Source organism: Pseudoxanthomonas japonensis (assembly GCF_043632995.1).
GTDB classification, from domain to species: domain Bacteria; phylum Pseudomonadota; class Gammaproteobacteria; order Xanthomonadales; family Xanthomonadaceae; genus Pseudoxanthomonas_A; species Pseudoxanthomonas_A japonensis.
The window spans coordinates 1,393,357-1,417,918 of record NZ_CP171632.1 but is presented as its reverse complement, the minus strand read 5'-3'; the positions used below and the strand labels follow the sequence as shown (position 1 = coordinate 1,417,918).

Below are 24,562 nucleotides of genomic sequence, written 5' to 3'. Positions count from 1 at the left end.
GCCTGCTCCTGGTTGAAGACGATCGCATGCTGGGCGACGCGCTGGCCGCCGCGTTGGCACAGGACGGCTGGTCCATCGACCGCGCCGAGGACGTCGCATCCGCGCGGCTGGCGCTCGTCGACCATGGCTACACCGCCGTGCTGTTGGACCTCGGCCTGCCACGCGGCTCCGGGCTGGATGTGCTGCTGGCGCTGCGCCAGCGTTACGACACCACCCCGGTGCTGATCATCACCGCGCGCGACCAGCTCAGCGACCGCGTCCGCGGCCTGGATGCCGGCGCCGACGACTACATCGTCAAACCCTTCGAAGCCGGCGAGCTCGGCGCACGCCTGCGCGCCGTGGTCCGCCGCACGCAGGGCCGCGTGGCGCCGGTGCTGCGCCATGGCGACATCGTGCTGGATCCCGCCGACCGCTCGGTGCGCCTGGGCGATCGCCCGGTGCGCCTGGGGGTGCACGAGTACCGCACCCTGCTCGCCCTGATGGAACGTCCCGGCCGCGTGATCGCGCGCGACATGCTGGAATCGCTGGTCTACGGCGGCGACGGCGCGATCGAGAGCAACACCATCGCGGTGTACATCCATCAGCTGCGCAAGAAGCTGGGCGACGGTGTCATCACCACGGTGCACGGCTTCGGTTACCGCCTGGGAGAGGGCGAATGAGCCACTCGCTGAAGTCGAAACTGCTGCTGGCGGTGATGGCGCCGCTCGCGCTGGGATGGGGCGGCTGGCTGGCCAGCCAGCACTTCCAGATGACGCGGCAGCAGCAGGGCCACGATGACCTGTTCCTGCAGGAAGTCAGCGAACAGATCCTGCTGTCGATGCCAGGCAACCTCGATTCGCTGGACGAAGGGCCGCGCCTGACGCTACCCACGCGGCCGCGCACGGCCAGCAAGAAGTTCGACACCTTGCGTTACCAGGTCTGGATCCTCGGCCGGCGCGTGCCCGTGGTGGCGTCGAACGGCGCCCCGATGCAACCGTTGCGCGCCGACTTCAAGCCTGGCTTCGTGGTCAGCGACGTGGCGGGTGAACCGTGGCGCGTCTATGCCGCCACCGATGCCAGCGGCCGCATCCAGGTGCAGGCCGGCATGTCGCAGTCGGCGATGAAGGCCGAACTGGCGCATTGGGTGAAGATCAGCCTGTGGAGCGGCATCGGCATCCTTCTGATGCTCGGCGCTCTCGTGGGCCTGGCGATCCACTGGAGCCTGCGGCCGATGAACCGGCTGCGCCGCGAGATGGCGCAGCGCGAACCGCATGACCTGGCGCCCCTGCCCGCCTCCGGCCTGCCACGCGAGATCAGGCCCCTGGTGGATTCGTTCAACCTGCTGCTTGAGCGCCTGTCCGACGCGATGCGCGGCGAACGCCAGTTCCTCGCGGACGCCGCGCACGAACTGCGCACGCCGCTGGCTGCGCTGCTGACGCAGACCCAGGTGGCCATGCGTGCCGGCAGCCAGGAGGACGCGCAGGCGGCCTTGGCGCAACTGGCGTACGGCATCCAGCGCACCTCGCGCCTGGCTCAGCAGTTGCTGGATTCCGCTCGCGTCGATGCCTCACCACTGCGCGAAGACCGTCCGGTGGTCGCTCTTCCGGATGTGATGACGATGGTCGCGCGCGAGTTCGACTCGATGGCGAGCCGCCGCCAGCAGACGCTCGCGCTGCATGCGGAACCAGCCAGCGTGCAGGGCGATCTGGACGACCTTGGCATCCTCGTCCGCAACCTGCTCGACAATGCGGTCCGCTACAGCGGCGACGGTGCGCGCATCGAGATCGCCTGCGGCGCCGACGACGAAGGCGGGACGGCCTGGCTGGTCGTGCGCGACAACGGTCCCGGTGTGCCAATCGAGGAGCGCGAGCGCATCTTCGAGCGCTTCTTCCGCGGCAGCCAGGGCAACGGCGAACGCGGCAGCGGCATCGGCCTGTCGCTGGTCGACCGCATCGCCCGCGTACACGACGCGCGTATCACCGTGGAAGACGGCATCGCCGGCCGTGGCTTCGGCTGCCGCGTCGAGTTCCGCGCGGCACCGGAGGCCTGAGTCCCGGGGCGGCGGCGTTACTCGCTGCGCCACCACGGCTGCGTGTCGCCGGGCCGCGCGATCGCCAGCGGCTGACCGATCACCGGCGTGGCGATGTCCACGTCCGCCTGTTTCGACAGGGTATACAGCCTCTCCATCGGCTCGCTCCAGCCATGGAACGCCAGGTCGAACGTGCTGTTGTGGATCGGCACCATCGACCTGCCGCGCAGGTCCCGATGCGCCTGCAGGGTCTGCTCGGGCAGCATGTGGACATCCTGCCAGCGGCGATCGTAGGCACCGCATTCCAGCAGGGTGAGGTCGAACGGGCCCAGGCGCTCGCCGATGGCGCGGAAACCATCGAAGTAGCCGGTGTCGCCGCTGAAGAACACCTTCAGGCCATCCGCCTGGATCACCCACGACGCCCACAGCGTGGCATTGCGGTCGAACAGGGTGCGACCGGAGAAGTGCTGCGACGGCGTGGCCGTGAAGCGCACCCCGTCCAGCTGCACGTCGTCCCACCAGTCCAGCTGGCGCACCTTCTCGCGGGGCACGCCCCAGCGGACCAGGCGATCGCCCACGCCGAGCGGCGTCAGGAACACCGCCGTCTTCGTCGCCAGCGCGCGCACGGTGTCGCGGTCCAGGTGGTCGTAGTGATCGTGCGACAGCACCACCGCGGACAGCGGCGGCAGGTCATCGAGGGCGATGGGCGGCGCGTGGAAACGCTTCGGCCCGGCCCATTGCACTGGCGAGGCGCGTTCGGAAAACACCGGGTCCGTCAGCCAGAAGCGGCCATCCAGTTTGAGCAGTACCGTCGAGTGCCCCAGCCGGTACAACGTACCGTCCGGCGCAGCGTCCAGGTGCTGACGCGTCAGCGCCTGCATCGGGATCGATCCGCTCGGCACGGTGCCGGCCGGCTTGCCGGTCACCAGGAAATCCCACCAGAGCTTGCTGGTCTGGCGCCAGCCCATGGGGCGCGGTTTGCGCTCGTTCTGGAAACCGTCCTCGCCGAACTGCGGCGACTGCGGATACGACAGCGTGGCGCAGCCGGACAGGCCGGCATAGGCGAACGCGGTGGCCGACACGCAGGCGGCCGCTGCGAGAGGCTTCAGCCGCTTCCTGCGTCGCGGCACAGGGGTGGACACCTTAGTCATCCTGATCGCTCCGCAACGGAGGGAACACGTACTGGATCATCGTCGCAGCACCGGTATGGCCGGGCATCGCCATCGGCGCGCCGCCCTGCCCCACCGGCACCTGCCAGCGCAGGTCGACGCAGCCCAGGTCCGAGGCCATGCGGCGCGCCGCGTCGAACAGGCGGGAGGCGACGTCGGATGGCCGGGCACTCGCGGGCACGAAGAGCGCTTCCAGATTGAGGTAGTACGCACGCTCGACCATCGAGAACCCCACGGTGGCGAACGCGTAGCCCGCCGGTTCTCCCCGCCGTTCTGCGATCCACGCCCAGGCACGCAGCGGCGCCTCGAACAGCGCTTCCATCAGTTCCAGCACACCGCCGGCCGCGCGCGTACCCGGCGTCGGCGGACGCTCCGCCTTGTGCCGGTCGCACAGGTGCATCAGCGCGGCGGCCTGCGCGCGGGTAACGCGACGGACCTCGACCTGGTCACGGCCCAGCATGTTGGCCCAGGCAGGATCGCCCGGAGCGGGAAGATAGCTGCCCGGCAGTGGCAGCGCTGCCGGCCCCGCAGGCATGAGTCGTGCCGTCATGGGCACCTCCGGAAAAGTGGAAGGATGGACACGCATCAGAAGCCGCGCGAAATGCCGACGAACAGGGAGGTACTGTTGTCCTTGCCCAGTTCGACCAGCGGGCTGTCCTTCAGCACATCCGGCAACGCCCGGTATTCGAGGTTGCCCAGCAGCGCCCAGCGCTTGGCGAACGGATGGACCAGGCTGAGGCTGGCGCGCGGCACCGTGGCCGCGCCGGGGCGATAGGCCGCCACGCCGCGCGCGACTTCTTCGTCGAGGATGCCGTAGTAGTAGTCGGCCATGTCGGCCGACAGGCGCACCGCGCCGACCGAGGGCACCAGCGTCGTGCGCCCCAGCGTCAGCGGATAGCTGTAGTCGAGCGCGACGGCATAGCCGTCGCTGGTGCCGCTAACGTCGACGCGTGCATCGAGATCGAGTTTGCCGGCCGCACCCTTCCAGCTCGCGCCGACACCGACGTCGACGCTGTCGTCGCGGTCGGACAACAGGCGGCGGTCCACGCCGCGGCGTGCCAGTTCGGCGACGCCGAAATCATCCGCATCCAGGCCATCCAGCCGGCCGGCGATGAAGGTCCGCAGTTCGAACCGGTCGTCGGTATAGGCGCGATAACCCAATGCCGCGCCACGCAGATAGAAGCGGTCACCGTCGTAGGCGATGTTGGGATACAGGCGCGTGCGCGTCCCCTCGCCCGCATATTCGCTGTCGCGATGGACGACCGCCACGCCCGCGCTCCAGCGCGACGGCAACTGGTCCTGCGCCTTCGCATCGGTGCGTTCGACGACCTGGGCGAGGGCGGAAAACGGCAACAGCAACAACAGGGGCGTACAGACGCGCAGCGCAAGCATGGAGACCTCGGCGATGGGGGAACCGGACGATCCGGCCTACCCATGCTCGCGCGCGCTCTTTAAGAACTCCTTAAGCGCAGGAACGGTCGACGCGACGTACGTCGACCACGCCCCGTCGACCGCGCGGCCTATTGCATCCGCGGCAGGTCGAACACCAGCACTTCCGCACCGATGCCACGCTCGATGCTGACCAGCGGCTCCGCGTCGTACAGCAGCGCGTCGCCGGCCTTCAGCGGCTTGCCGTTGACGGTGACTTCGCCACGCGCGACGTGCACATAGCCCAACCGCCCTTCGGCCAGCGGCAGCTCCGCCTTCTCGCTGCCGTCGAACAGGCCGACGTACATGCGCGCATCCTGCTGGATGCTGATCGAGCCGTCGCCCCCGTCCGGGCTGACCACCAGGCGCAGGCGGCCCTGCTTCTCGGTGGCCGGGAAGGCCTTTTCCGCGTACGAGGGCGTCACGCCCTGGCGATCGGGGATGATCCAGATCTGCAGGAAATGCGTGGTGCCCGTCTCGCTGTAGTTGAACTCGGAGTGCTGCACGCCGGTACCTGCGCTCATGCGCTGCACGTCGCCCGGCACGATGCTGGAACTGTTGCCCATCGAATCCTTGTGGCCAGCGCGCCTTCCAGCACATAGCTGATGATCTCCATGTCGCGGTGGCCATGCTCGCCGAAGCCGCGGCCGGCGGCCACGCGGTCCTCGTTGATCACGCGCAGCGGGCCCCAGTGGACGTGCCTGTCGTCGAAGTAGTTGGCGAAGGAGAAGCTGTGCCACGAATCGAGCCAGCCGTGGTTGGCATGGCCGCGGGCATCGGCGGGACGCAGGGTGATCATGGCGGGACTCCTTGGTGTGAGGCGTGCAGCATGACCCTCGACAAAATTGGGATAAATCAGGCAGCAATCAACTGATTGTTCTATCTATATCAATCAATTCAGCTCCATGCCCGATTCGCCCGACCACTGGAACGATTCGCCATCTGGCATGGTGCTGCCACCTTCAAGGGGATCGGCCGGCCGTCGTGGCGTCGCCCGCTGGCCGCGCCCATCGGTCGCAGGGCACCGACAAGAAAGATTCCCAATTCGACGGACGTGGTGATTTAAACTTGCGCGGTTCTTTCCGCTGCACATCGAGCCTCATGCCTTTCGTCGTCACCGAAAACTGCATCAAGTGCAAGTACACCGACTGCGTGGAGGTCTGTCCGGTGGACTGCTTCCACGAAGGCCCGAACTTCCTGGTGATCGATCCGGACGAATGCATCGACTGCACGCTGTGCGAGCCGGAATGCCCCATCAACGCGATCTATCCGGAAGACGACGTGCCTGCCGGGCAGGAAGGCTACGTGGCGCTCAACGCCGAGCTGTCGCGCGCCTGGCCGGTGATCACCACGCGCAAGGATCCGCTGCCGGATGCGAAAGAATGGGAAGGCAAGCCGGGCAAGCTGCCGTTGCTGGAGCGCTGAGCCCGCGACCGGGCCGGAAACAGCCAATGAAAAAGGGCGCCTCGCGGCGCCCTTTTTTTTCTGGCGTGGTGACGGATCAGCCGCCCAGCTTGGCCTTCAGCGCAGCGAGCAGCTTGACCGCGGCCGGCGAGGTGGCGGGCAGCCCGCGCGGGTCGACCGCGGACACGTAGGCACCCGCTTCCACCGCAGAGACACGCACCAGGAAGCTCGCGCCTTCATAGCTCACGTCGTAGGTGCCCAGCAGCTGCGCGCGGCTGGCAACCGTCACGCCCTCGACACCGGCCAGCGCCTCGCCGACGCGCGTGAACGCCTCGTCGCGCGAGCCGGCCACGTTGAAGCCGCCTGCCGCCGGTGCGGCGGCGGGACCCACCTGGCCTGCCGCCGGCACCTGCATCGCGCCGCTGGTGTTGGGCAGGTTGAGGTCCGGCGGAACTTCCAGCGGACGCGCTTCGGGCGCCAGCGCATAGTCGCCCTTCGCACCCTTCTTGAACCACGAGCAGCCGGCAACGGAGACGACCAGCAGCACGAGGGCGAGCGGACGCGCGAGGGAAGACGAAAGACGCATGAAATTCTCCTGGGTTCAGGCCGCGAGGCTGTCGCGGCTGGATTGTGCTTCCAACGCCTGCGCCAGAGCGGCGAGACGGTCGGCGGTATCGGTATGGGCGGAAGACAGCGTAAGCAGCGGCAGGCGCAGGCCGTGGCCGAAGCCCGCGCGTTGCAGCAGCGCCTTCACCGGAATGGGATTGGATTCCACGCCGAGGAAGGCGTAGATCTCCTGCACCTGCGCATCCAGCGCCGCGGCGGCGACGGCATCGCCCGCGCGGGACAGGTCGCACAGGCGGCGGAACGTGCGGGGCAGCGCGTTGGAACCCACCGAGATCAGGCCGTCGGCACCGGCGAGCATCGCGCGCGATGCGGTCGGATCGTCGCCGCTGAGGATGGCGAAATCCTCCGTGCGCAGTGCCAGCAGCGCGGCCATGCGCTCGGGCTCGGCGCGCGCTTCCTTGATGCCGACGATGTTCGGATGGTCGACCAGCTCCGCCACCGTCTCCGGCAACAGATCGCAGCCGGTACGGCCCGGCACGTTGTATAGCACCACCGGCAACCCGCCCTGGTCGGCGACGGCGCGGAAGTGCGCCACCAGGCCGGCCTGCGTGGGTCGCACGTAAGGCGGCGTCACGACCAGCGCGAACTGTGCCCCACCGGCGGCCGCGCGACGCGTGGCCGCGATGGTCTTCGCGGTATTCATCTGGCCGGTGCCGGCCAGCACGGGGATGCGGCCGCGCACCTCTTCGACGGCGATCCGCAGCACGGTGTCGTACTCGTCGTCGGACAGCGCGGCCGCCTCGCCGGTGGAGCCCGCCACCACCACGCCCTGGGTGCCGCCGTCGAGCTGCTGTTTGAGCAGCGCGCGCCAGGCTTCCAGGTCGAGTTCGCCCGACGCCAGGAACGGCGTGGCCAATGCGGTGATGCTGCCGGAAAGGTGCAAGATGGAGGCTCTCGGTGGGGATCCGACGGCCGGTGACGCCCGTAAGCGCAGTTATCCCGGTCCGCCTGCGATGTCGGCCGCATGTTACTTGCGGGTTCAAAGGGCGGGCAAGTATGCTGCCAGCGTCGTCGGGCCGCAGCCCGGCCGCCATTCAGCCAGACCGCAACGCCGGAAGCTCTCTTGACCGATTCCACGCCCCGGCCTTCGCCGACCGAAAACCACCTCCTGATCACCGCCTACACGACGCATCCGGAATCGCCGCTCCTGTCGGTGACGCGCCGGATCGCCGACAGCGGCTGCAATCTGGTGGACGCACGGCTGTCCACGGTGGGCCGCGACGTGTCGGTGACCGCGCTGGCGACCGGTTCCTGGGACGCAGTGGCGAAGCTGGAGGCGATGCTGTCGCGGCTCGAGCGCGATGATGGCCTGAAGCTGGTGTTCTACCGCACCGGCCCGAAGGTGGTGCAGTCCAACTTGCTGCCGTACATCGTGGAAGTGGTGGCCGCCGACAAGCCGGGCATCCTGTTCCAGCTGGCCGATTTCTTCGACCGCCAGGGCATCACCATCGAGAACCTGCAGAGCACGCGCTACCGCGCGATGCAGACCGGTGCGGAAATGTTCTCGGCGCAGGTCACCATCGGCGTGCCGGCGAACATGCACATCGCCGCGCTGCGCGACGATTTCCTCGAATTCTGCGACCATCTGAACCTGGACGCGATCATGGATCCGATGAAGTTCTGACGATGACGGCGAAAAGCGCGAACGCCCTGCCCAAGTCGACATTGAAACTGCCGCTGGCGCTGTCCGGCGGCGAACATTCCCCATCTGCCGCAGGCGCTACCACCCTCGCCGATTACTCCGGCACATGGCTGGTCCTCTACTTCTACCCGAAGGACAGCACGCCCGGCTGCACCACCGAAGGCCTGGATTTCAACGCCCTGCTGCCGAAGTTCAAGAAATTGAACGCGACCGTCCTCGGCGTCTCGCGCGACTCGGTGAAGTCGCACGACAACTTCTGCGCGAAACAGGGATTCAAGTTCCCGCTGGTGAGCGATGGCGACGAAGCGCTGTGCAAGGCCTTCGACGTGATCCACGAAAAGAACATGTACGGCCGCAAGGTACTGGGCGTGGTGCGCAGCACCTTCCTGATCTCGCCCGATGGCCGCATCGCGCAGGAATGGCGCGGCGTGAAGGTCGCCGGCCATGCCGACGCCGTGCTGGACGCACTGAAGGCCCACCAGGCCCAGTGACGGAATCCCCTTCCCTTTCACCCACCATCCCGCGCCGCGGCGGGTCATGGTGGTTCGCTGCTGTCCGCGGAAAAGTCGCCCGTGTTCACACATCTTCCTCGATGAGGTTGCCCGAATGACCCGTAGCAAGCGTATCTATGTGTTGGACACCAACGTGCTGATGCACGACCCCACCGCGTTGTTCAAGTTCGAGGAACACGATGTCTACCTGCCGATGCAGGTGATCGAAGAACTGGACAATGGCAAGAAAGGCACATCGGAAGCGAGCCGCAACGCGCGGCAGGTCAGCCGCTTCCTCAACGAACTGGTCGAAACCTCGGGCCTGGACAACCTGGCCGCCGGCATCCCGCTGATCCAGCCCAACAGCCTGCAGCTGCGCGGTTCGAAGAGCGCGGGCCTGCTGCGCTTCCAGACCAGCCACTTCGAGGCCGGCAAGAGCTTCGGCGCGGTCATCCCCGACAACGCCATCCTCGGTGCCATCCTCGCGCTGAAGGAACAGGAGCCCGAGATCCCGGTGGTGTTCGTCTCCAAGGACATCAACCTGCGCATCAAGGCGGCGATCGCCGGCATCGTGTCGGAAGACTACGAGAACGACCGCGCGCTGGACGACTTCAGCCTGCTGTATACCGGCGCGGATCCGCTGCCGGAGGATTTCTGGCAGCGCCACGGCAAGGACCTGCGCTCGTGGACCGACAAGGGGCGTACGTTCTACGAAGTCGCCATGGCCGAGGACGCCGGCTGGTATCCCAACCAGTTCCTGTATCTGCCCGGCGACGATGAATCGGAGTTCCGCGTCAGCAAGGTGGAAGGCGACAAGGCCACACTGCAGATCGTCGACGATTTCCGCCACAGCCAGCATGCGGTCTGGGGCATCAACGCGCGCAACCGCGAGCAGAATTTCGCGCTCAACGCGTTGATGGATCCCGACATCGACTTCGTCACCCTGCTCGGCACCGCCGGCACCGGCAAGACGCTGCTAGCGCTGGCCGCCGGCCTGGCGCAGACGATGGACCAGCAGCGTTACCGCGAGATCATCATGACGCGCGCCACCGTCAGCGTCGGCGAGGACATCGGCTTCCTGCCGGGCACCGAGGAAGAGAAGATGACGCCGTGGATGGGCGCGCTGACCGACAACCTGGAAGTGCTGACGCACAATCAGGAAGGCGGCGCCTGGGGCCGCGCGGCGACCAACGACCTGCTCGCCTCGCGCATCAAGATCCGTTCGATGAACTTCATGCGTGGCCGCACGTTCCTGTCGCGCTACCTGATCCTCGACGAGGCGCAGAACCTCACGCCGAAGCAGATGAAGACCCTGATCACCCGCGCCGGCCCCGGCACCAAGATCGTCTGCCTCGGCAACGTGGAGCAGATCGACACGCCCTACCTGACGGAGACGACCTCCGGCCTGACCTACGCGGTGGACCGCTTCAAGAACTGGGCGCACAGCGCGCACATCACGCTGCGGCGTGGCGAGCGTTCGCGCCTGGCGGACTACGCGTCGGAAGTGCTGTAGCGAGCATGCAACCGTTACGTTGATCGTTCAACGTAACGGTCATGTGCGTACTTGCCATGCATGATCCCTACTCTCCTCCGCAGGCGGCGGATACCAGCCAGGCCGCCCCCTCCGTCTCCACTGCGAAAGGTATGCAGTGGAGAAGGCTCCTGCCGGGAGCCGTCGTCCTCTTCATCGGATTGAAGGGCTGGGCGATCCTGACGATGTTCCTGACGCTGAGCATGGACGCCTGGTTCGATCCGGCCAGAGCATCGTTCGATACGTTGATGGATATCCGCAGTGCCATCCATCTATTGGTGGCATCCGCAGCCTATTGGTGGTTCACCGCTGGAGTGCGGCATTGGCGACTGGCTCATGTTCTGCTCGCATGGATACTGGTCCAGATGTTGGACGCGCTGATCATCACGTTCACGGTGCAGGTGGAGATACAACGGCTTGCATCACCCCTGCTCGTCGACCTGCTGCCCGCACTCGCCGGGTGGGGATTGACCTGGCTATGGCCAGGAGGACGGCCGCACATGACGCACCGCGCGCCCTGATACCGCATGGGCCTCCACCTCCCCCGCTGGGTCTGGATCGGTGCGGTGCTGCTGGCCTGCGTGGCCGGCATGGTCAACGTCATCGGCTACCTGGGGTTCGAGCACCAGGCGGTCAGCCACCTGACCGGCACCACCAGCCTGCTGGGCGCGGCGATCGCCCACGGTGACGGACGTGCGGTGATCCACCTGTGGGGCGTGCTGATCGCGTTCTGCCTGGGCGCGATGCTGAGCGGCCTGATCATCCAGGACCAGACCCTGCAACTTGGCCGCCGCTACGGCGTGGTGCTGGCGCTGGAAGCCGCGCTGCTGCTGGCGGCGATCCCGCTGTTCAAGCAGGAGCAGATCTGGGGCGCGCTGCTGGCGGCCGTGGCCTGCGGCCTGCAGAACGCCATGGTCACCACGTACAGCGGCGCGGCCGTGCGCACCACGCATCTCAGCGGCATGTTCACCGACCTCGGCATCGGGCTGGGCCATCTGTTGCGGGGCATGCCGTTGCCGGTGCGCCGGCTGACGCTGAGCGGACTGATCATCAGCGGCTTCCTCGGCGGTGGCGTGCTCGGTGCATGGCTGTACCGCCACCTCGGTTACGACGCCCTGTTGGCCCCGGCGTTGCTGACCGGCGGCACCGGCGTGGGCTACGTGCTGTACCGCCAGTGGCAACGGACGAAGACGCCGGCTGCCTGACCCATCGCGCCACACGCCTGAGTGCGGGTGGCACAATCCACGCATGACAGTCCCTTCCGTGGTTTCCGCCCTCACCATCGCCGGCTCCGATTCCGGTGGCGGCGCCGGCATCCAGGCCGACCTCAAGACCTTCGCCGCGCACCGCGTGCATGGCCTCTCGGCGATCGCCGCACTGACCGCGCAACACACCCGCGGCGTGACCGCGGTGAACGTGCCGCCGATGGACTTCCTGCGCGCGCAACTCGACGCCTGCTTCGACGACTTCGATATCCGTGCGGTGAAGCTGGGAATGCTGGCCACCGCCGACGTGATCGGTGCGGTGGCCGAGGCTCTGCGCGCGCATCGCCCGGCCACCGTGGTGGTCGACCCGGTGATGGTCGCGACCAGCGGCGCCAAGCTGCTCGAAGACAGCGCTCTGCACGCCCTGCGAACGCTGTTGCTGCCGCTGGCCGACGTGGTCACGCCGAACCTGCCCGAGGCAGAGCTGCTGCTCGGCCGCGCCATTCCCGATGCACAGGCGATGCGGTCGGCAGCGAACGATCTGCTGGCGCTCGGTGCGCGCGCGGTGTTCCTCAAGGGTGGTCACCTGCCGGGCGATGGCGATGTGGTGGACTTGTATGCGGACGCGGACGGCGTGACGGAAACCTCACACCCTCGCCTGTCGCTCGAAGCGCACGGCACCGGCTGCACACTGGCCTCGGCCATCGCGGCGCGCCGCGCGCAAGGCCTACCGATGAAGGACGCCTGCCTTGCCGCATCCGATTACGTTCACGCCGCCTTGCGCGGCGGCTACCGGCCAGGGCGCAGCGACATCGTCGTGCTGGACCATGTCGGCGCGGCGCCTGTCGCATGAACGTCGTCGACCAGCACGTGCTCCACGAAGAGATTCCCCTGCAGTCTCAGGACGGCCACGCCTACACCCTGATCGCGCGCATCCCCGCGAATCCGTCCAGCGCGCTGCTGTGGATCCCCGCGCTGGGCGTGGCTGCGCGCCACTACCTGCCGTTCGCGGAGGCGCTCGCCACCCGCGGTGTGGCGGTGTTCGTCCACGAATGGCGCGGCAACGGCAGCAGTTCGCTGCGCGCGGACCGGCGCACCGACTGGGGTTGCCGCGACCTGCTGGGAACGGATATTCCCCTTAGCCATGAAGCGCTACGACAGCGCCTTCCCGGCATGCCGCACCGCATCGGCGGACACAGCCTGGGCGGCCAGCTGGCAGCCTGCCATGCCGGCCAGGCGCCGGACGCGTTCGCCTCCCTCTGGCTGGTCGGCAGCGGCACGCCGTACTGGCGCACGTTTCCGGCGCCGCGCGGCTATGCGCTGCCGTTCTTCTACCAGTTCGCACCGTGGCTGGCCCGCGCCTGCGGCGCGTTGCCCGGGCGGCGACTGGGCTTCGGTGGCGACGAAGCGCGCGGCCTGATCCGCGACTGGGCGCGCGTGGGGCTCAGCGGCCGCTATCGCGCGGCGGGCTGGCCGGTGGACCTGGAAGCCGGCATGCGCCAGGTGCATGCGCCCGTTCGCGGCGTGCTGTTCGACGACGACTGGCTGGCGCCGGAAAGCTCGCTCCGCGCGCTGATGGCGAAACTGCCGGATGCACCGGCGCACGTCACCGTGCTGGACCACGCCCGCCTGGGCGCGCGCGCCGACCATTTCGCCTGGATGAAGCAGCCGCAGGCCGTGGTCGACGCCCTGCTCGCCTGAGGCCGTCCAGGCAGTCCGGGAGCGTCGCGATGCCGGCGCGGAATCCGGCCAACCCGATCGCGTCCCGGGACGCGCTCAGGCGACCGGGTAGCCCTGCGGATTCTGCGATTGCCAGCGCCAGGCGTCACGGCACATCGCCTCGACCCCCAGTTCGGCACGCCACCCCAGCACATCGTTGGCCAGCGACGGATCGGCGTACACCTCGGCGACATCCCCCGCGCGCCGTTCGACGATCTGATAGGGAATGTCCCGCTCCGCGGCGCCGGCGAACGCCTTGACCAGTTGCAGCACGCTGATGCCTTGGCCGGTGCCGAGGTTGACCGTCAGGCTGCGGCGTTCGCGCAGCAGGAAATCCAGCGCATCGGCATGCGCCCGCGCGAGGTCCATCACGTGGATGTAGTCGCGCACGCCGGTGCCGTCCTTCGTGGGCCAGTCGCCGCCGAACACGCTCAGGTGCTCGCGGCGCCCCACCGCCACCTGGCAGATGTACGGCATCAGGTTGTTGGGGATGCCGGTCGGGTCTTCGCCAATGAGGCCGGATTCGTGGGCTCCCACCGGATTGAAGTAGCGCAGGTTGGCGGCATGGAAGGCGGGATCGCTGGCGCACAGGTCGCCGATCAGCTCCTCCATCACCAGCTTGGTGCGGCCGTAGGGATTGGTGACCTGCAACCGTGCGTCCTCGCGCACGGGGACGCTGGCGGGGTCGCCGTAGACGGTGGCGGAAGAACTGAACACCAGGCGCTTCACGCCCGCCGACTGCATGCCGTGCAGCAGGTTGAGCGTGCCGCTGATGTTGTTGTGGAAATAGTCCAGCGGACGCTCGCACGACTCGCCCACCGACTTGAGCGCGGCGAAATGGACCACGGCGTCGAAGTGCTGCCGCGCGAAGAAGCCGGTCACGGCGTCCCGGTCGCGCAGGTCCAGCGGCTGGAACGGCACTGGCTGCCCGGTGATCTGCTGCAGCCTGGCCAGCACACCCGGCGAGCTGTTGCTGAAATTGTCGGCCACCACCACATCGTGGCCGCGCTCGACGAGTACCACGTAAGCATGCGCGCCGATGTAGCCGGCGCCACCGCACAACAGGATCCGCATCTCGACTCCCCGGTCGCTGGTCGCCTACCTTCCAGGTGGGCGGGTCATCGGATAGATACGCGTGTGGCGCGGCAATCAGGCCATGCGCGCCGCCTGTCCTGTGCACGCGGGTTTGCACGTTGATCCACAAGATTCCGTGCCGGGGCCGTGACGCACCGGCATCGCCGCTCGCTATAGACTGCTCGACCAACTGCAGCACACAGGGGATTCCACGTTGACGAACGCTCCATTGCCCACCCTGGACCAGGTCCGCATCGCCGTGATCGGCCTGGGCTACGTCGGCCTGCCGCTGGCGGTCGCCTTCGGCCGCACGTTCCCCACGCTCGGCTTCGACATCAACAGCAAGCGCGTGTCCGAACTGCGCGACCACCAGGACCACACGCTGGAAGTCAGCGCGGATGAACTGCGCGATACCCCGCAGCTCGACTTCAGCGATGATCCGGCCGCGCTGGCGGGCTGCAACGTGTTCATCGTCACCGTCCCCACCCCGATCGACGACTACAAGCGGCCCGACCTGCATCCGCTGGAATCGGCCAGCCGCACCGTCGGCCGCGCGATCGGCAAGGGCGCGGTCGCCATCTACGAATCGACCGTCTACCCGGGCGCGACCGAAGAAACCTGCGTCCCGATCATCGAGCGTGAGTCCGGCCTGCGCTTCAACCAGGACTTCTACGCCGGCTACAGTCCCGAGCGCATCAATCCCGGCGACAAACAGCACCGCCTGGAAACCATCATGAAGGTCACCTCCGGCTCCACCGCCGAGGTCGCCGATTTCGTCGACGCGCTGTACGGCAGCATCATCACCGCCGGCACGCACAAGGCCAGCAGCATCCGCGTCGCCGAGGCCGCGAAGGTCATCGAGAACACCCAGCGCGACGTCAACATCGCCCTGATCAACGAACTGGCGCTGATCTTCCACCGCCTCGGCATCGACACCCATGAGGTGTTGGAAGCCGCCGGGACCAAGTGGAACTTCCTGCCGTTCCGTCCCGGCCTGGTCGGCGGGCACTGCATCGGCGTGGATCCGTACTACCTGACCCACAAGGCGCAACAGATCGGCTACCACCCCGACGTGATCCTGGCCGGCCGCCGCATCAACGACGGCATGGGCAGCCATGTCGCGCGCCGCGTGGCCAAGCTGATGGCCCGGCAGAACCTGCCCACCGCGGGCGCGAAGGTGCTGGTGCTGGGGCTGGCGTTCAAGGAGAACTGCCCCGACGTGCGCAACACGCGCGTGGTCGACATCGTGGCCGAACTGCGCAGCTACAACGCGCAGGTCGACGTGCACGACCCGTGGGTGAATGCGGACGAAGCACGCCACGAGTACGGCCTGGACCTGGTGGCGGAGCCACAACCCGGACAGTACGATGCGGTCATCCTGGCCGTCGCGCACCGCGAGTTCACCGAGCGCGGCGCCGAGGGCATCCGCGCCCTCGGCAAGCCGGGCGCGGTGATCTTCGACGTGAAGCGCACCCTGCCCCGGCATGCCGTCGACGACTGCCTGTAACCGCCCCCTTTCTGTACGGAAATTCCCGATGCGCGTTCTGGTCACCGGTGCCGCCGGTTTCATCGGCTCCCATCTCAGCCATCGCCTGCTCGACCGCGGCGACGAGGTGCTGGGCTACGACAACCTCAACGACTACTACGACCCCACCCTGAAGGAGGCGCGGCTGGCGCGGCTGCTGCCGAAGGAGGGTTTCCGCTTCGTCCGGGGCTCGCTGGAAGACCGCGCCGCCCTCGAGGCCGCCTTCGATGACTTCAAGCCCCAGCGCGTGGTGAACCTGGCCGCTCAGGCCGGCGTGCGCTACTCATTGGAGAATCCGCACGCCTACATCGACAGCAACATCGTCGGCTTCACCAACATCCTGGAGGCTTGCCGCCACCGTGGCGTCGAGCACCTGGTCTACGCCTCGTCCAGCTCGGTCTACGGCGCGAACCGCAAACTGCCGTTCGCGGTGGAGGACAGCGTCGACCACCCGGTCAGCCTGTACGCGGCGACCAAGAAGGCCAACGAGCTGATGGCGCACACCTACAGCCACCTGTTCGGCCTGCCCACCACCGGGCTGCGCTTCTTCACGGTGTACGGGCCGTGGGGACGTCCGGACATGGCGCTGTTCCTGTTCACCAGGAACATCCTGGAAGGCAAGCCCATCGATGTGTTCAACCACGGCCACCATACCCGCGACTTCACCTTCGTCGACGACATCGTCGAAGGCGTGATCCGCACGCTCGACACCGTGCCAGGCCCCGACCCGACCTACGACCCGCTGCTGCCCAACCCCGGCTCGTCCAGCGCGCCGTACCGCGTCTACAACATCGGCAACCACCAGCCCGTGCAGCTGCTGCGCTATATCGAGGTGCTCGAGGATTGCCTGGGACGCAAGGCGGAAAAGCGCCTGCTGCCGATGCAACCCGGCGACGTCCCCGACACCGAGGCCGATGTCGAAGCCCTTCGCCGGGACACGGGCTACTCGCCATCGACGACCATCGAGACCGGCGTGCGCCGGTTCGTCGACTGGTACCGGGAGTTCTACCGCGCCTGAGCGCAGCCCCCTGGGCCCGGTGGCCGGGCGCGCCCCTTGTCTGCGTTATATGAGGCAATCCGCAACAACACAGGGGATGCTTCATGAACCGTACCTTCGTCGGCCTGACGGCCGTCACGCTGGCGCTCCTGCTCGCTGGCTGCGCCTCCGGCGGCGGCAGCAGCAAGTCCGCGCCGCCCCAGCAGGCGAGCGTCGCCGTCGAGAACTACCAGATCGGTGTCGACGACATCGTCCAGGTTTCGGTGTGGCGCAACCCGGAACTGGGCATCACCGTGCCGGTGCGTCCGGACGGCATGATCTCCGTGCCGCTGGTCGGCGACGTCATGGCCGGTGGCCGCACGCCCACCGAGGTGGCCGCCGACATCCAGAAGAAGCTCGCCGACTTCGTGCGCGACCCGCAGGTCGCCGTGATCCTGACCGAACTGCGCAGCCACGAGTACCTGTCGCGCGTACGCGTCACCGGCGCGGTGCGGCAGCCCATCTCGATTCCCTACCGGCAAGGCATGACCGTGCTCGACGCGGTGCTGGCGGCCGGCGGTGTCAACGAATTCGCCGCACCCGACCGCTCCGACCTGTTCCGCCGCAACAAGGACGAGACCAGCGCTACCTACCCGGTGCGGCTGGACCGCATCCTGAATCGGGGTGACCTGTCCACGAACTACACGGTGGCGCCGGGCGATGTCATCGTGATCCCGGAGCGCACGTTCTGATGAGCTCCACCACTTCGTTGCCGCCCCCGCGCACGGCCGCGCAGGCCCGCAAGGCGGATGAACTCAAGCCCGAAGAGCTGCTGCTGGTCCTGTTGAAGGAAGCCCGCAGGCGCGTTCTTCCGATCGCCGCCACCTTCACCGCCGTCACCCTGCTGACGCTGGTCGTCGGCTTGCTGGTGATCCCGCGCAATTACGTGGCATCCACCACGATCCTCGCCCAGGACAGCGACATCATCCAGCCGCTGCTGGAGGGACGCGCCGTCCCCACCGGCGTGGCCGACCGCGCCGGCATGGCACGGCAGATCGTGTACAGCCGCAAGGTGCTGCAGGAAATCCTCGCCGTGGGCAAATGGACGGAGAAGGATCTCAGCCCGGTCGCGCAGGACAAGCTGATGGAGGACATCCGCAACAACACCACCATCAGCAGCCCGCGCAACGACCTGGTGCAGATCAACTACCGCGACACGAATCCCGAGCGCGCCTACCACGTGACGGAGGCCTTCGGCACGCTCTTCATGCAGGAAGCGCTGGCCGCCAAGGAACGCGAAAGCCGCGAGGCCTACGAGTTCATCGACAAGCAGGTGCAGGAGTACCACCGCAAGCTGACGGACGCGGAAAAGAACCTGCAGGCCTACCGCTCGCAGAACGCCGATGCCCAGCCCGGCAGCGCCACCGACGTGAACACGCGCATCAGCTCGCTGCGCACCCAGGTCGAACAGACGCGGATGTCGCTGCTCGAGCAGGAATCCCGTGCGGCCGCCATCACCGACCAGTTGTCCGGCGAATCGGCCGTCACCGCCGTGCAGACGCGCGAGAGCCTCTATCGCGCGCAGCTGATCGAACTGCGCGCGGAACTCGACCGGCTGATGCTGACCTTCACCGACCGCCATCCCGACGTGGTGCGCGTGCGCCACCAGATCGAGGACGTCCAGCGCGCCATCGTGCAGGAGCAGGAACGCCGCCAGCAGCCCACGCCGGGCGCGCTGGCGTCGGAGGACGCCCAGCTCAATCCGCTGTACAACGAACTGCGCAGCCAGCAGGCCCAGGCCCGCCACGAGGCCGCCGCGACCCGCTCGCGCATGGGCATCGCCGAATCCATGCTCGGCGCCGAACTGGACCGCAGCCGCCGCATCGCCGAATCCGAAAGCGCGCTGGCCGAGCTCACGCGCGACTACGAGGTCAACCGCGAGATCTACCAGGACCTGCTGCGCCGTCGCGAGAATGCGCGTGTATCGATGGGACTGGACCAGGAGAACCGCGGCCTGACGCTGCGCATCCAGGATCCGGCCACCATGCCGCTGCGCCCGAGCGGGCTGCGCTTCATGCACATCGCCGCCGCCGGCTTCGTGGCCGCGCTGGCCCTGCCGCTGGGGCTGCTCTTCCTGCTGGTCCGGTTCGATCCCCGCGTCCGCGTGGCCCGCCAGATCGTGCAGAAGACCAGTTATCCGCTGCTCACCGTGATCCCGACCTACCTTACGCCGAAGGAGCGCCGCCGCCAGTCGCTGAAGTTCATGGCCAGCGCGGCGATGGTCTGCAGCGTGTTCGTCGTGTACGCCCTGGTGTTCGCCTTCAAGGTCGCCAGCGCCTGATGCGCCGCCCATGCACGACGCCCGTCGCCAGGAAGAACCCATGAACATGAATACCCACCCGAACAGCGGCGCCGCGGAACGCACCGAGCCCACCGTCCCGGCGCGCTCCATCGTGCGCGCCACCGAGACCCAGGCCTTGAGCCCGCGTGCCCTCGAGGATCGCCGGCTCATCCACCGCAACGATTCCACGCGCCTGCATGCGGACGCCTTCCGCGACCTGCGCACGCGCCTGCTCGCGCTCGGCGGCGACCGGAACTTCGTCACCCTCGTGGCGCCGGTCGTACCGGGCTGCGGTGCCAGCTTCGTGGCCCGCAACCTCGCCGCCGCGTTCGCCTTCGACGAGACCAAGACCTCGACCCTGATCGACTGCGACGCACTGCGGCCGGCACAGCAGGCGGCGCTCGGCGTCGACGCCGCCCAGGGCGGGCTGATGGACTACCTGGACGGGCGCATCGACGAAATGGCACCCGTGCAGTACCGCACCGTGCTGCCGCGGATGGACCTGGTGCCGACCGGCGGCGTGCGCGAGATCACGGGCGAATCGTTCTCCTCGCTGCGGATGCGCAGCCTGGTCGATTCGCTGCGAAGCACGCACGGCAACCGGTACCTGGTGCTCGACGGCCCGCCGGTCCTCAAGTCGCCCGACGCGCGCATCCTCTCGGACCTGGCCGACCTGGTCGTGCTGGTGGCCGGCTACGCGCGCGTGACCACCGAACAGATCGAGAAGGCCGCCGCCAACTTCGCGCCGGAAAAACTGGCCGGCGTCGTCTTCAACGACATCCAGTAACCGTATCCATCGGGGAGCTCTCATGAAACGGCATCCATGTCGTCCGGCGCTGATCTCGGCGGCGATCGCAGCCGCCATCGTGTTCGATGCGCATGCCGTGCGGATCGACTACACGCTCGATGCCGGCATCGAACGCGACGACAACGTCACGCTGTCCCAGACCGACCCGGTCGAGCAGGACATCTACCGCGTGGGGCTGGGCTTCGCCATCGAGCAGAACTCGTCCGCCGTGCAGGCGAGGATCGCCGGCCGCCTCGACCACCGGCGTTACGAAGCCATCTACCCCGACGCCACCGACCGCACGCTGGATGGCCGCCTGAACTGGATGGTCATTCCCGACCGCCTCGGCCTGGTGGTCGAGGACAGCTACGGCGTGCAGACCATCGACCGTTTCGAGCCGGACTCGCCGGACAACCGCCAGCAGGTCAACGTGCTGTCGCTGGGGCCCGACCTGCATTTCAACCTGGGAAAGGCGCTGCGCGGACGCGCCGAACTGCGCTTCATCAACAGCGACGCGGAGGTCACCGAGGATTTCAATTCGGACCGCATCGTGGGCGCACTGCGCGCGATCAAGGACCTGGATGCGACCAGCGCGCTGTCCTTCAACCTGCAGATGCAGGACGTCGACTTCGACAACGACCTGTTCGCCCGCGACCATCGGCGCTACGAGGCGTACGCCAGCTACAACCGCCGGTTCAGGCATTTCGACATGCTGCTCGATGGCGGCTATGCGCGCCTCGACTACAAGGACGGGCAGGCGCGCAACAATCCGCTGTTGCGCGCCGAACTGGGCTGGCGCCCGAGCGAGCGCAGCCGCTTCAGCGTGAACGCCGCCAACCAGTTTTCCGACGCCGCGACGAGTGCGCTCAGCGCCATCGCCGGCGCCGCCCCGGGCATTCCCGAGTCCGTCCTGGTCGGGCGCTCCACGATCACGCCGTCCGCCTACGAGCAACGCAGCCTCAACCTGGCCTACGAGTACACCGGCGTCCGTACCATCTACACGCTCTCCGGCTACACGCAGAAGCTGGAGTACGTCGATCCGGGCGCCTCCACCGAAGAGAGTCGTGGCGTCGCCGCCGAACTCAGCTACCGCCTGCGCCCCTCGCTGACGATACGCGGATCCGCGTCGCGGGACCGTACCGAGGCGGTGGCACCGGCCCGCCGCGAGAACAACCGCCTGTACTCGCTCGGCCTGGAGAAGCAGTGGTCGCGCCACTGGTCTTCCATGCTGGAGTACACGCGTTATGAGCGTACCAGCGCATTCGCGACCGGCGAATTCAAGCAGAATCTGATCTACCTCAGCATCGCCTACCGAAACCGATGAGCAACCAGAACAAGGCGGCGACGCCGTCGATGCGGCACTGGGTCGCCACCTCGCCGCATCCTCTCGCAGCGGCCGTGCGCAACGTGCGGCGCGGCGTCCACGGTTTCACCCTGCCGGCGCCGCGCGTACTGGTCCTGCCCTACCTGTGGCTGTTCCTCGCATGCCGCAGCGCGATCTTCTTCGTCCGCCGCACGCTCGTCGCCGAGCCACTGTTCAAGGCGTACTGCACGCGCGTCGGCAAGGGCGTCACCACCGGCATCTATGTGCCGTGGGTGCAGGGCAAGGGCGACCTGATCGTCGGCGACCACGTCCGCATCAGCGGCAAGCTGTCGATCAATTTCGCCGCGCGCTTCGTCAAGCGCCCGTGCCTGGAGATCGGCGACCATAGCGACCTCGCACACGACTGCCGGCTGGTCGTGGGCAAATCGGTGAAGATCGGCCGCCATGTGGAGATCGCCGGTGGCGTGACCATCCGCGATTCCGGCGGCCATCCGGCCGACCCGGCGCGCCGCGCCGCCGGCGCACCGCCGGACGAGGCGGACGTCAAGCCGATCGTCATCCACGACAACGTGTGGATCGGCTCCCAGGTCCTGATCCTGCCCGGCAGCGATATCGGCGAAGGCAGCATCGTGTCCGCGCATTCGGTGGTCTCAGGCACCGTCGCGCCCTATACCGTGGTGGCGGGCAATCCCGCTCGCCGCATCGGAACGCTGACGCCGCCGCCGGACCGCGCGCATCTCGCCCCTGCCACGAAGCCGTCCCCCGCCGCCAAACCCGAAGCCTCGGCTGCGCCTGCCGCGGATGGCGCAGCGGCGACTGGCTGAGAAAAGCCTGCAGGTGCCGGCGAGCCCGGCACCTTCCTCTTCATTCTCCCTCAGACCAGCGCTTCGACGGCCTCGGGATGACTGAGGAAACCGCGCGGACTGGCGCTGCGGCCATACGCGCCGGACTGGAACACCACCACCAGATCGCCCGGTTCGGCCACATCCAGTTCCATCCGGTCTGCCAGCAGGTCCAGCGGGGTACACAGCGGACCGACCACGTTCGCCGTTTCGGTTCCGCCACGGCGTCCGTTGACGGCGACCGGATAGTTGCGACGGATCACCTGGCCGAAATTGCCCGAGGCCGCGAGGTGATGGTGCATGCCGCCGTCGACGACCAGGAACACCTGGCCGCGCGACCGCTTGCGGTCGATCACGCGCGACACGTAGATGCCGGCTTCACCGACCAGGTAGCGCCCCAGTTCGATCACGATGTGGGCGCCCGGCAGATCGCGCACCAGGCGGTCCGACAGCGCCGCCAGGTTGTCCGTCACCGGCATAGCATCCAGCGCGGCTTCACCGGGCGAATAGGGAATGCCGAAGCCGCCACCCAGGTTCAGGCTTCGGATCGGCGCCGGCAGCAGATCCTGCCATTCGAGCGCCTGCTCGTAGCACTTGGTCTGCGCCTCGACGATGGCCGCGTGCCGCAGGTTCTGCGACCCGGCGAACATGTGGAAGCCCTCGAACGCCAGGCCGGCGCCGGCGATATCGCGCAACAGGTCCGGCACGCATTCGGCATCGACGCCGAACTGGCGCGCGCCGCCGCTCATCTTCATGCCCGAGGCCTTCAGCTCGAACGGCAGGTTCACCCGCACCGCCACGCGCGCCGGTACGCCGTTGCGCTGCGAGGCCTCGGCCAGCACCTTGATCTCGCGGAAGGATTCGACGTTGACCAGGATGCCGGCGGCGACGGCCTGCTGCAGCTCACCGTCGGACTTGCCAGGACCGGCGAAGCTGATGTGCTCCGGCGCCATGCCGGTGTCCAGTGCGACGCGCAGTTCCCCGGCCGAAGCCACATCGAGGCCATCGACCAGGCGCGCCATGTGTCCGACCAGGGCGGGCATCGGATTGGCCTTCATCGCGTAATGCAGCAGCACCGCCTTCGGCAGCGATGCGCGCAATGCCTGCGCTCGCGCGGTCAACCGCTGGCGGTCGTAGAGGTAGCACGGCGTGCTGCCAACGGCGTTGACGACGCGCGTCAGGGGTTGTCCGCCAACGAGGATTTCGCCGGTGGTGTCGCGGGGCCAGTCCCAGCTGGGAGTCGATGCATTCATGCGGTGCGGATGTCCGTCTGTCCGGTGGAGCCCTGCCCGATCGCCTGGTGGAACTCGACCAGTTGCAGGATGTTGTTGCGCCATTGGCGGTGGCGGGTGATATAGGCACGGGCGTTGGCACCCACGCGCCGCAACGCCTCCGCGTCCTGGCTGTACTTCAGCACACTTTCCACTGCCGCTTCCATGTCGCCGGCCGGGAACATCCAGCCGGTCGCGCCCTCTTCCAGTACTTCGCGGATGGGCTCGAAATCGGGCGCCACCGGCGCCACGCCGCAGGCCATGAACTCGAACAGCTTGACCGGCGAGGTGTAGTCGCCCGCGCTCGGCAGCACGGCCATGTCCATCGCCGCCAGCAGGCCGGGCACCGCATCGTGCGGCACCCGTCCGGTCAGCACCACACGGTCGGACAGGCCGCGTTCTTCCACGAACGCACGCAGCGCCGGATACGTCGAGCCGTCGCCCACGAGCAGCAGCTTGAGGTGCGGTGCCGCCTCCAGGCGATCGGCGATCTGGTGGACGAAGCGGTCGATGGCATGCCACGGCACGAACGCCCCCAGGTAGCCGCAGACCACATGGCCTTCCAGCCCGTAGTGGCGTCGCGCATCATCGCGCTGGGCCTGGGTGAAGGTGAACTTGTCGATGTTCGCGGCGTTGGGCGTGATGATCGCCGGCGCCAGCGCGCCATGCGCCGCGAGCGCGCGGTCGCGGAACACCGAGGACACGAACACCAGCCCGTCCGCGTTGCGGAAGGTCCAGCGCTCGATCGCCATCGCCAGCCGCTTGAAGAACAGCGGGCGCACGCGCTCGACGGTCGCCGAGTCGTTGACTTCCATGATCATCGGCACGCCGCGCCTGCGCGCGAGCCAGGTCGGCAGGAACATGAAGAGCGAGTAGCGCTCGTAGATGAAATCCAGGTCCGGATGCTGGCGCAGGTAGGCCAGCAGGCGCCATGCGGCGACCAGGTTGTAGGCCACTTCGGCCAGTTCGAACAAGGGCTCGGGGAGCTTGTTGACCCACGCCATCCACGGCCTCGCCTGCTGGGTGGGCGACATGGCCTTGGGCGATGAATACGGATCCGCACCGGGCAGCGAAATGATGTCCACGGCCACGCCTTCGACGCGCAGCGCGTCGGTTATGCCGCGGATATGCACGCCCTCCACGGCCTTGCCCTGGGTGCGATGGTGGTAGAGCACGCGCTTGACGGGGATGTCCATGT

25 protein-coding genes and 1 pseudogene are annotated in these 24,562 nt (G+C 67.8%); 17 read left to right on the top strand and 9 right to left on the bottom strand.

Features of this window, described 5'->3' with window-relative positions; all coding sequences use genetic code 11:
• The first annotated feature begins 26 nt into the window (after window positions 1–26).
• The gene (locus ACGHX3_RS06390) at window positions 27–659 is read left to right on the top strand and encodes a response regulator transcription factor (RefSeq protein ID WP_213601864.1); all 633 of its coding nucleotides are present in this window, start codon (window positions 27–29) and stop codon (window positions 657–659) included.
• Window positions 656–2,029, top strand: coding sequence for an ATP-binding protein (locus ACGHX3_RS06385; protein ID WP_394696785.1), 1,374 nt, complete (start codon window positions 656–658; stop codon window positions 2,027–2,029). Before ACGHX3_RS06390 ends, ACGHX3_RS06385 begins: the two co-directional genes overlap by 4 nt.
• 17 nt (window positions 2,030–2,046) lie before the next feature.
• On the opposite strand, the gene ACGHX3_RS06380 is transcribed toward ACGHX3_RS06385, so the two are convergent.
• The 4 genes and pseudogenes from ACGHX3_RS06380 to ACGHX3_RS06365 form a co-directional block, all read right to left on the bottom strand.
• On the bottom strand, window positions 2,047–3,090 hold the full coding sequence (locus ACGHX3_RS06380; RefSeq protein ID WP_394697252.1) for an MBL fold metallo-hydrolase: 1,044 nt from the start codon (window positions 3,088–3,090) through the stop codon (window positions 2,047–2,049).
• A 61-nt stretch (window positions 3,091–3,151) separates the two neighbouring features.
• Window positions 3,152–3,727, bottom strand: coding sequence for a GNAT family N-acetyltransferase (locus ACGHX3_RS06375; protein WP_394696784.1), 576 nt, complete (start codon window positions 3,725–3,727; stop codon window positions 3,152–3,154).
• A gap of 35 nt (window positions 3,728–3,762) precedes the next feature.
• The gene (locus ACGHX3_RS06370) at window positions 3,763–4,569 is read right to left on the bottom strand and encodes a MipA/OmpV family protein (RefSeq protein WP_394696783.1); all 807 of its coding nucleotides are present in this window, start codon (window positions 4,567–4,569) and stop codon (window positions 3,763–3,765) included.
• A 128-nt stretch (window positions 4,570–4,697) separates the two neighbouring features.
• A pseudogene (locus ACGHX3_RS06365) lies at window positions 4,698–5,404 on the bottom strand (pirin family protein).
• A gap of 302 nt (window positions 5,405–5,706) precedes the next feature.
• Here ACGHX3_RS06365 and fdxA point away from each other — a divergent pair.
• Entirely contained in the window at window positions 5,707–6,030 is a 324-nt protein-coding gene (gene fdxA, locus ACGHX3_RS06360; protein WP_162110889.1) for a ferredoxin FdxA, read from the top strand.
• A gap of 76 nt (window positions 6,031–6,106) precedes the next feature.
• Here fdxA and ACGHX3_RS06355 read toward each other — a convergent pair whose 3' ends face one another.
• The gene (locus tag ACGHX3_RS06355) at window positions 6,107–6,595 is read right to left on the bottom strand and encodes a hypothetical protein (RefSeq protein ID WP_394696782.1); all 489 of its coding nucleotides are present in this window, start codon (window positions 6,593–6,595) and stop codon (window positions 6,107–6,109) included.
• 15 nt (window positions 6,596–6,610) lie between these two features.
• The gene (dapA, locus tag ACGHX3_RS06350) at window positions 6,611–7,519 is read right to left on the bottom strand and encodes a 4-hydroxy-tetrahydrodipicolinate synthase (protein ID WP_394696781.1); all 909 of its coding nucleotides are present in this window, start codon (window positions 7,517–7,519) and stop codon (window positions 6,611–6,613) included.
• 180 nt (window positions 7,520–7,699) lie between these two features.
• Here dapA and ACGHX3_RS06345 point away from each other — a divergent pair, with 180 nt between their 5' ends.
• The 7 genes from ACGHX3_RS06345 (at window position 7,700) to ACGHX3_RS06315 (ending at window position 13,206) form a co-directional block, all read left to right on the top strand.
• On the top strand, window positions 7,700–8,260 hold the full coding sequence (locus ACGHX3_RS06345; RefSeq protein WP_162336523.1) for a glycine cleavage system protein R: 561 nt from the start codon (window positions 7,700–7,702) through the stop codon (window positions 8,258–8,260).
• Window positions 8,261–8,262: 2 nt separating this feature from the next.
• Window positions 8,263–8,769 (top strand): peroxiredoxin, encoded by a 507-nt coding sequence (locus tag ACGHX3_RS06340; protein ID WP_394696780.1) that lies wholly within the window; start codon window positions 8,263–8,265, stop codon window positions 8,767–8,769.
• Between the two features lie 115 nt (window positions 8,770–8,884).
• Window positions 8,885–10,282, top strand: a complete 1,398-nt coding sequence (locus tag ACGHX3_RS06335) for a PhoH family protein (protein WP_162336521.1) — start codon at window positions 8,885–8,887, stop codon at window positions 10,280–10,282.
• A 56-nt stretch (window positions 10,283–10,338) separates the two neighbouring features.
• Window positions 10,339–10,821, top strand: a complete 483-nt coding sequence (locus ACGHX3_RS06330; protein ID WP_394696779.1) for a hypothetical protein — start codon at window positions 10,339–10,341, stop codon at window positions 10,819–10,821.
• A 6-nt stretch (window positions 10,822–10,827) separates the two neighbouring features.
• A complete protein-coding gene (locus ACGHX3_RS06325) occupies window positions 10,828–11,505 on the top strand; it encodes a DUF1275 domain-containing transporter (RefSeq protein ID WP_394696778.1) in 678 nt (225 codons plus the stop codon).
• Between the two features lie 43 nt (window positions 11,506–11,548).
• The gene (gene thiD, locus ACGHX3_RS06320) at window positions 11,549–12,358 is read left to right on the top strand and encodes a bifunctional hydroxymethylpyrimidine kinase/phosphomethylpyrimidine kinase (RefSeq protein ID WP_394696777.1); all 810 of its coding nucleotides are present in this window, start codon (window positions 11,549–11,551) and stop codon (window positions 12,356–12,358) included.
• Window positions 12,355–13,206, top strand: coding sequence for an alpha/beta fold hydrolase (locus ACGHX3_RS06315; protein ID WP_394696776.1), 852 nt, complete (start codon window positions 12,355–12,357; stop codon window positions 13,204–13,206). The genes thiD and ACGHX3_RS06315 overlap by 4 nt, the downstream gene beginning before the upstream one ends.
• A 75-nt stretch (window positions 13,207–13,281) precedes the next feature.
• On the opposite strand, the gene galE is transcribed toward ACGHX3_RS06315, so the two are convergent.
• On the bottom strand, window positions 13,282–14,298 hold the full coding sequence (galE, locus tag ACGHX3_RS06310; RefSeq protein ID WP_394696775.1) for a UDP-glucose 4-epimerase GalE: 1,017 nt from the start codon (window positions 14,296–14,298) through the stop codon (window positions 13,282–13,284).
• Between the two features lie 229 nt (window positions 14,299–14,527).
• On the opposite strand from galE, the gene tviB reads away from it, so the two are divergent.
• From tviB to ACGHX3_RS06275, 7 genes are all read left to right on the top strand, one after another.
• Entirely contained in the window at window positions 14,528–15,805 is a 1,278-nt protein-coding gene (tviB, locus tag ACGHX3_RS06305) for a Vi polysaccharide biosynthesis UDP-N-acetylglucosamine C-6 dehydrogenase TviB (RefSeq protein WP_394697251.1), read from the top strand.
• A 28-nt stretch (window positions 15,806–15,833) separates the two neighbouring features.
• Entirely contained in the window at window positions 15,834–16,841 is a 1,008-nt protein-coding gene (locus ACGHX3_RS06300) for an NAD-dependent epimerase (RefSeq protein ID WP_162336513.1), read from the top strand.
• Window positions 16,842–16,924: 83 nt separating this feature from the next.
• Window positions 16,925–17,551, top strand: coding sequence for an XrtA/PEP-CTERM system exopolysaccharide export protein (locus ACGHX3_RS06295; protein ID WP_162336512.1), 627 nt, complete (start codon window positions 16,925–16,927; stop codon window positions 17,549–17,551).
• Window positions 17,551–19,140, top strand: coding sequence for an XrtA system polysaccharide chain length determinant (locus tag ACGHX3_RS06290; RefSeq protein WP_394696774.1), 1,590 nt, complete (start codon window positions 17,551–17,553; stop codon window positions 19,138–19,140). The genes ACGHX3_RS06295 and ACGHX3_RS06290 overlap by 1 nt, the downstream gene beginning before the upstream one ends.
• A gap of 40 nt (window positions 19,141–19,180) precedes the next feature.
• A complete protein-coding gene (locus tag ACGHX3_RS06285) occupies window positions 19,181–19,927 on the top strand; it encodes a CpsD/CapB family tyrosine-protein kinase (protein ID WP_162336510.1) in 747 nt (248 codons plus the stop codon).
• A 22-nt stretch (window positions 19,928–19,949) separates the two neighbouring features.
• Window positions 19,950–21,251: a hypothetical protein gene (locus tag ACGHX3_RS06280; RefSeq protein WP_394696773.1), complete on the top strand. Its 1,302-nt coding sequence runs from the start codon at window positions 19,950–19,952 to the stop codon at window positions 21,249–21,251.
• The gene (locus tag ACGHX3_RS06275; RefSeq protein ID WP_394696772.1) at window positions 21,248–22,075 is read left to right on the top strand and encodes an acyltransferase; all 828 of its coding nucleotides are present in this window, start codon (window positions 21,248–21,250) and stop codon (window positions 22,073–22,075) included. The genes ACGHX3_RS06280 and ACGHX3_RS06275 overlap by 4 nt, the downstream gene beginning before the upstream one ends.
• Before the next feature lie 50 nt (window positions 22,076–22,125).
• Here the strand turns inward: ACGHX3_RS06275 and ACGHX3_RS06270 are convergent, their stop codons facing one another.
• Together ACGHX3_RS06270 and ACGHX3_RS06265 are read right to left on the bottom strand one after the other, a co-directional pair.
• Window positions 22,126–23,346 carry a pyridoxal-dependent decarboxylase, exosortase A system-associated gene (locus tag ACGHX3_RS06270; RefSeq protein ID WP_162336507.1) on the bottom strand — a complete coding sequence of 407 codons (1,221 nt, stop codon included), beginning with the start codon at window positions 23,344–23,346 and terminating at the stop codon, window positions 22,126–22,128.
• Entirely contained in the window at window positions 23,343–24,560 is a 1,218-nt protein-coding gene (locus ACGHX3_RS06265; RefSeq protein ID WP_162336506.1) for a glycosyltransferase family 4 protein, read from the bottom strand. The genes ACGHX3_RS06270 and ACGHX3_RS06265 overlap by 4 nt, the downstream gene beginning before the upstream one ends.
• Window positions 24,561–24,562 lie beyond the last annotated feature (2 nt).

What these genes read in the sequence shown, in the direction of transcription:
- ACGHX3_RS06390 (WP_213601864.1), top strand. Translation starts at nt 27, where the DNA reads ATGCTGGGCGACGCGCTGGCCGCCGCGTTGGCACAGGACGGCTGGTCC.
- ACGHX3_RS06385 (WP_394696785.1), top strand. Translation starts at nt 656, where the DNA reads ATGAGCCACTCGCTGAAGTCGAAACTGCTGCTGGCGGTGATGGCGCCG.
- ACGHX3_RS06375 (WP_394696784.1), bottom strand. Translation starts at nt 3,727, where the DNA reads ATGACGGCACGACTCATGCCTGCGGGGCCGGCAGCGCTGCCACTGCCG.
- ACGHX3_RS06370 (WP_394696783.1), bottom strand. Translation starts at nt 4,569, where the DNA reads ATGCTTGCGCTGCGCGTCTGTACGCCCCTGTTGTTGCTGTTGCCGTTT.
- fdxA (WP_162110889.1), top strand. Translation starts at nt 5,707, where the DNA reads ATGCCTTTCGTCGTCACCGAAAACTGCATCAAGTGCAAGTACACCGAC.
- ACGHX3_RS06355 (WP_394696782.1), bottom strand. Translation starts at nt 6,595, where the DNA reads ATGCGTCTTTCGTCTTCCCTCGCGCGTCCGCTCGCCCTCGTGCTGCTG.
- ACGHX3_RS06340 (WP_394696780.1), top strand. Translation starts at nt 8,263, where the DNA reads ATGACGGCGAAAAGCGCGAACGCCCTGCCCAAGTCGACATTGAAACTG.
- ACGHX3_RS06335 (WP_162336521.1), top strand. Translation starts at nt 8,885, where the DNA reads ATGACCCGTAGCAAGCGTATCTATGTGTTGGACACCAACGTGCTGATG.
- ACGHX3_RS06330 (WP_394696779.1), top strand. Translation starts at nt 10,339, where the DNA reads ATGCATGATCCCTACTCTCCTCCGCAGGCGGCGGATACCAGCCAGGCC.
- ACGHX3_RS06325 (WP_394696778.1), top strand. Translation starts at nt 10,828, where the DNA reads ATGGGCCTCCACCTCCCCCGCTGGGTCTGGATCGGTGCGGTGCTGCTG.
- thiD (WP_394696777.1), top strand. Translation starts at nt 11,549, where the DNA reads ATGACAGTCCCTTCCGTGGTTTCCGCCCTCACCATCGCCGGCTCCGAT.
- ACGHX3_RS06315 (WP_394696776.1), top strand. Translation starts at nt 12,355, where the DNA reads ATGAACGTCGTCGACCAGCACGTGCTCCACGAAGAGATTCCCCTGCAG.
- galE (WP_394696775.1), bottom strand. Translation starts at nt 14,298, where the DNA reads ATGCGGATCCTGTTGTGCGGTGGCGCCGGCTACATCGGCGCGCATGCT.
- ACGHX3_RS06300 (WP_162336513.1), top strand. Translation starts at nt 15,834, where the DNA reads ATGCGCGTTCTGGTCACCGGTGCCGCCGGTTTCATCGGCTCCCATCTC.
- ACGHX3_RS06295 (WP_162336512.1), top strand. Translation starts at nt 16,925, where the DNA reads ATGAACCGTACCTTCGTCGGCCTGACGGCCGTCACGCTGGCGCTCCTG.
- ACGHX3_RS06290 (WP_394696774.1), top strand. Translation starts at nt 17,551, where the DNA reads ATGAGCTCCACCACTTCGTTGCCGCCCCCGCGCACGGCCGCGCAGGCC.
- ACGHX3_RS06285 (WP_162336510.1), top strand. Translation starts at nt 19,181, where the DNA reads ATGAACATGAATACCCACCCGAACAGCGGCGCCGCGGAACGCACCGAG.
- ACGHX3_RS06280 (WP_394696773.1), top strand. Translation starts at nt 19,950, where the DNA reads ATGAAACGGCATCCATGTCGTCCGGCGCTGATCTCGGCGGCGATCGCA.
- ACGHX3_RS06275 (WP_394696772.1), top strand. Translation starts at nt 21,248, where the DNA reads ATGAGCAACCAGAACAAGGCGGCGACGCCGTCGATGCGGCACTGGGTC.
- ACGHX3_RS06270 (WP_162336507.1), bottom strand. Translation starts at nt 23,346, where the DNA reads ATGAATGCATCGACTCCCAGCTGGGACTGGCCCCGCGACACCACCGGC.
- ACGHX3_RS06265 (WP_162336506.1), bottom strand. Translation starts at nt 24,560, where the DNA reads ATGGACATCCCCGTCAAGCGCGTGCTCTACCACCATCGCACCCAGGGC.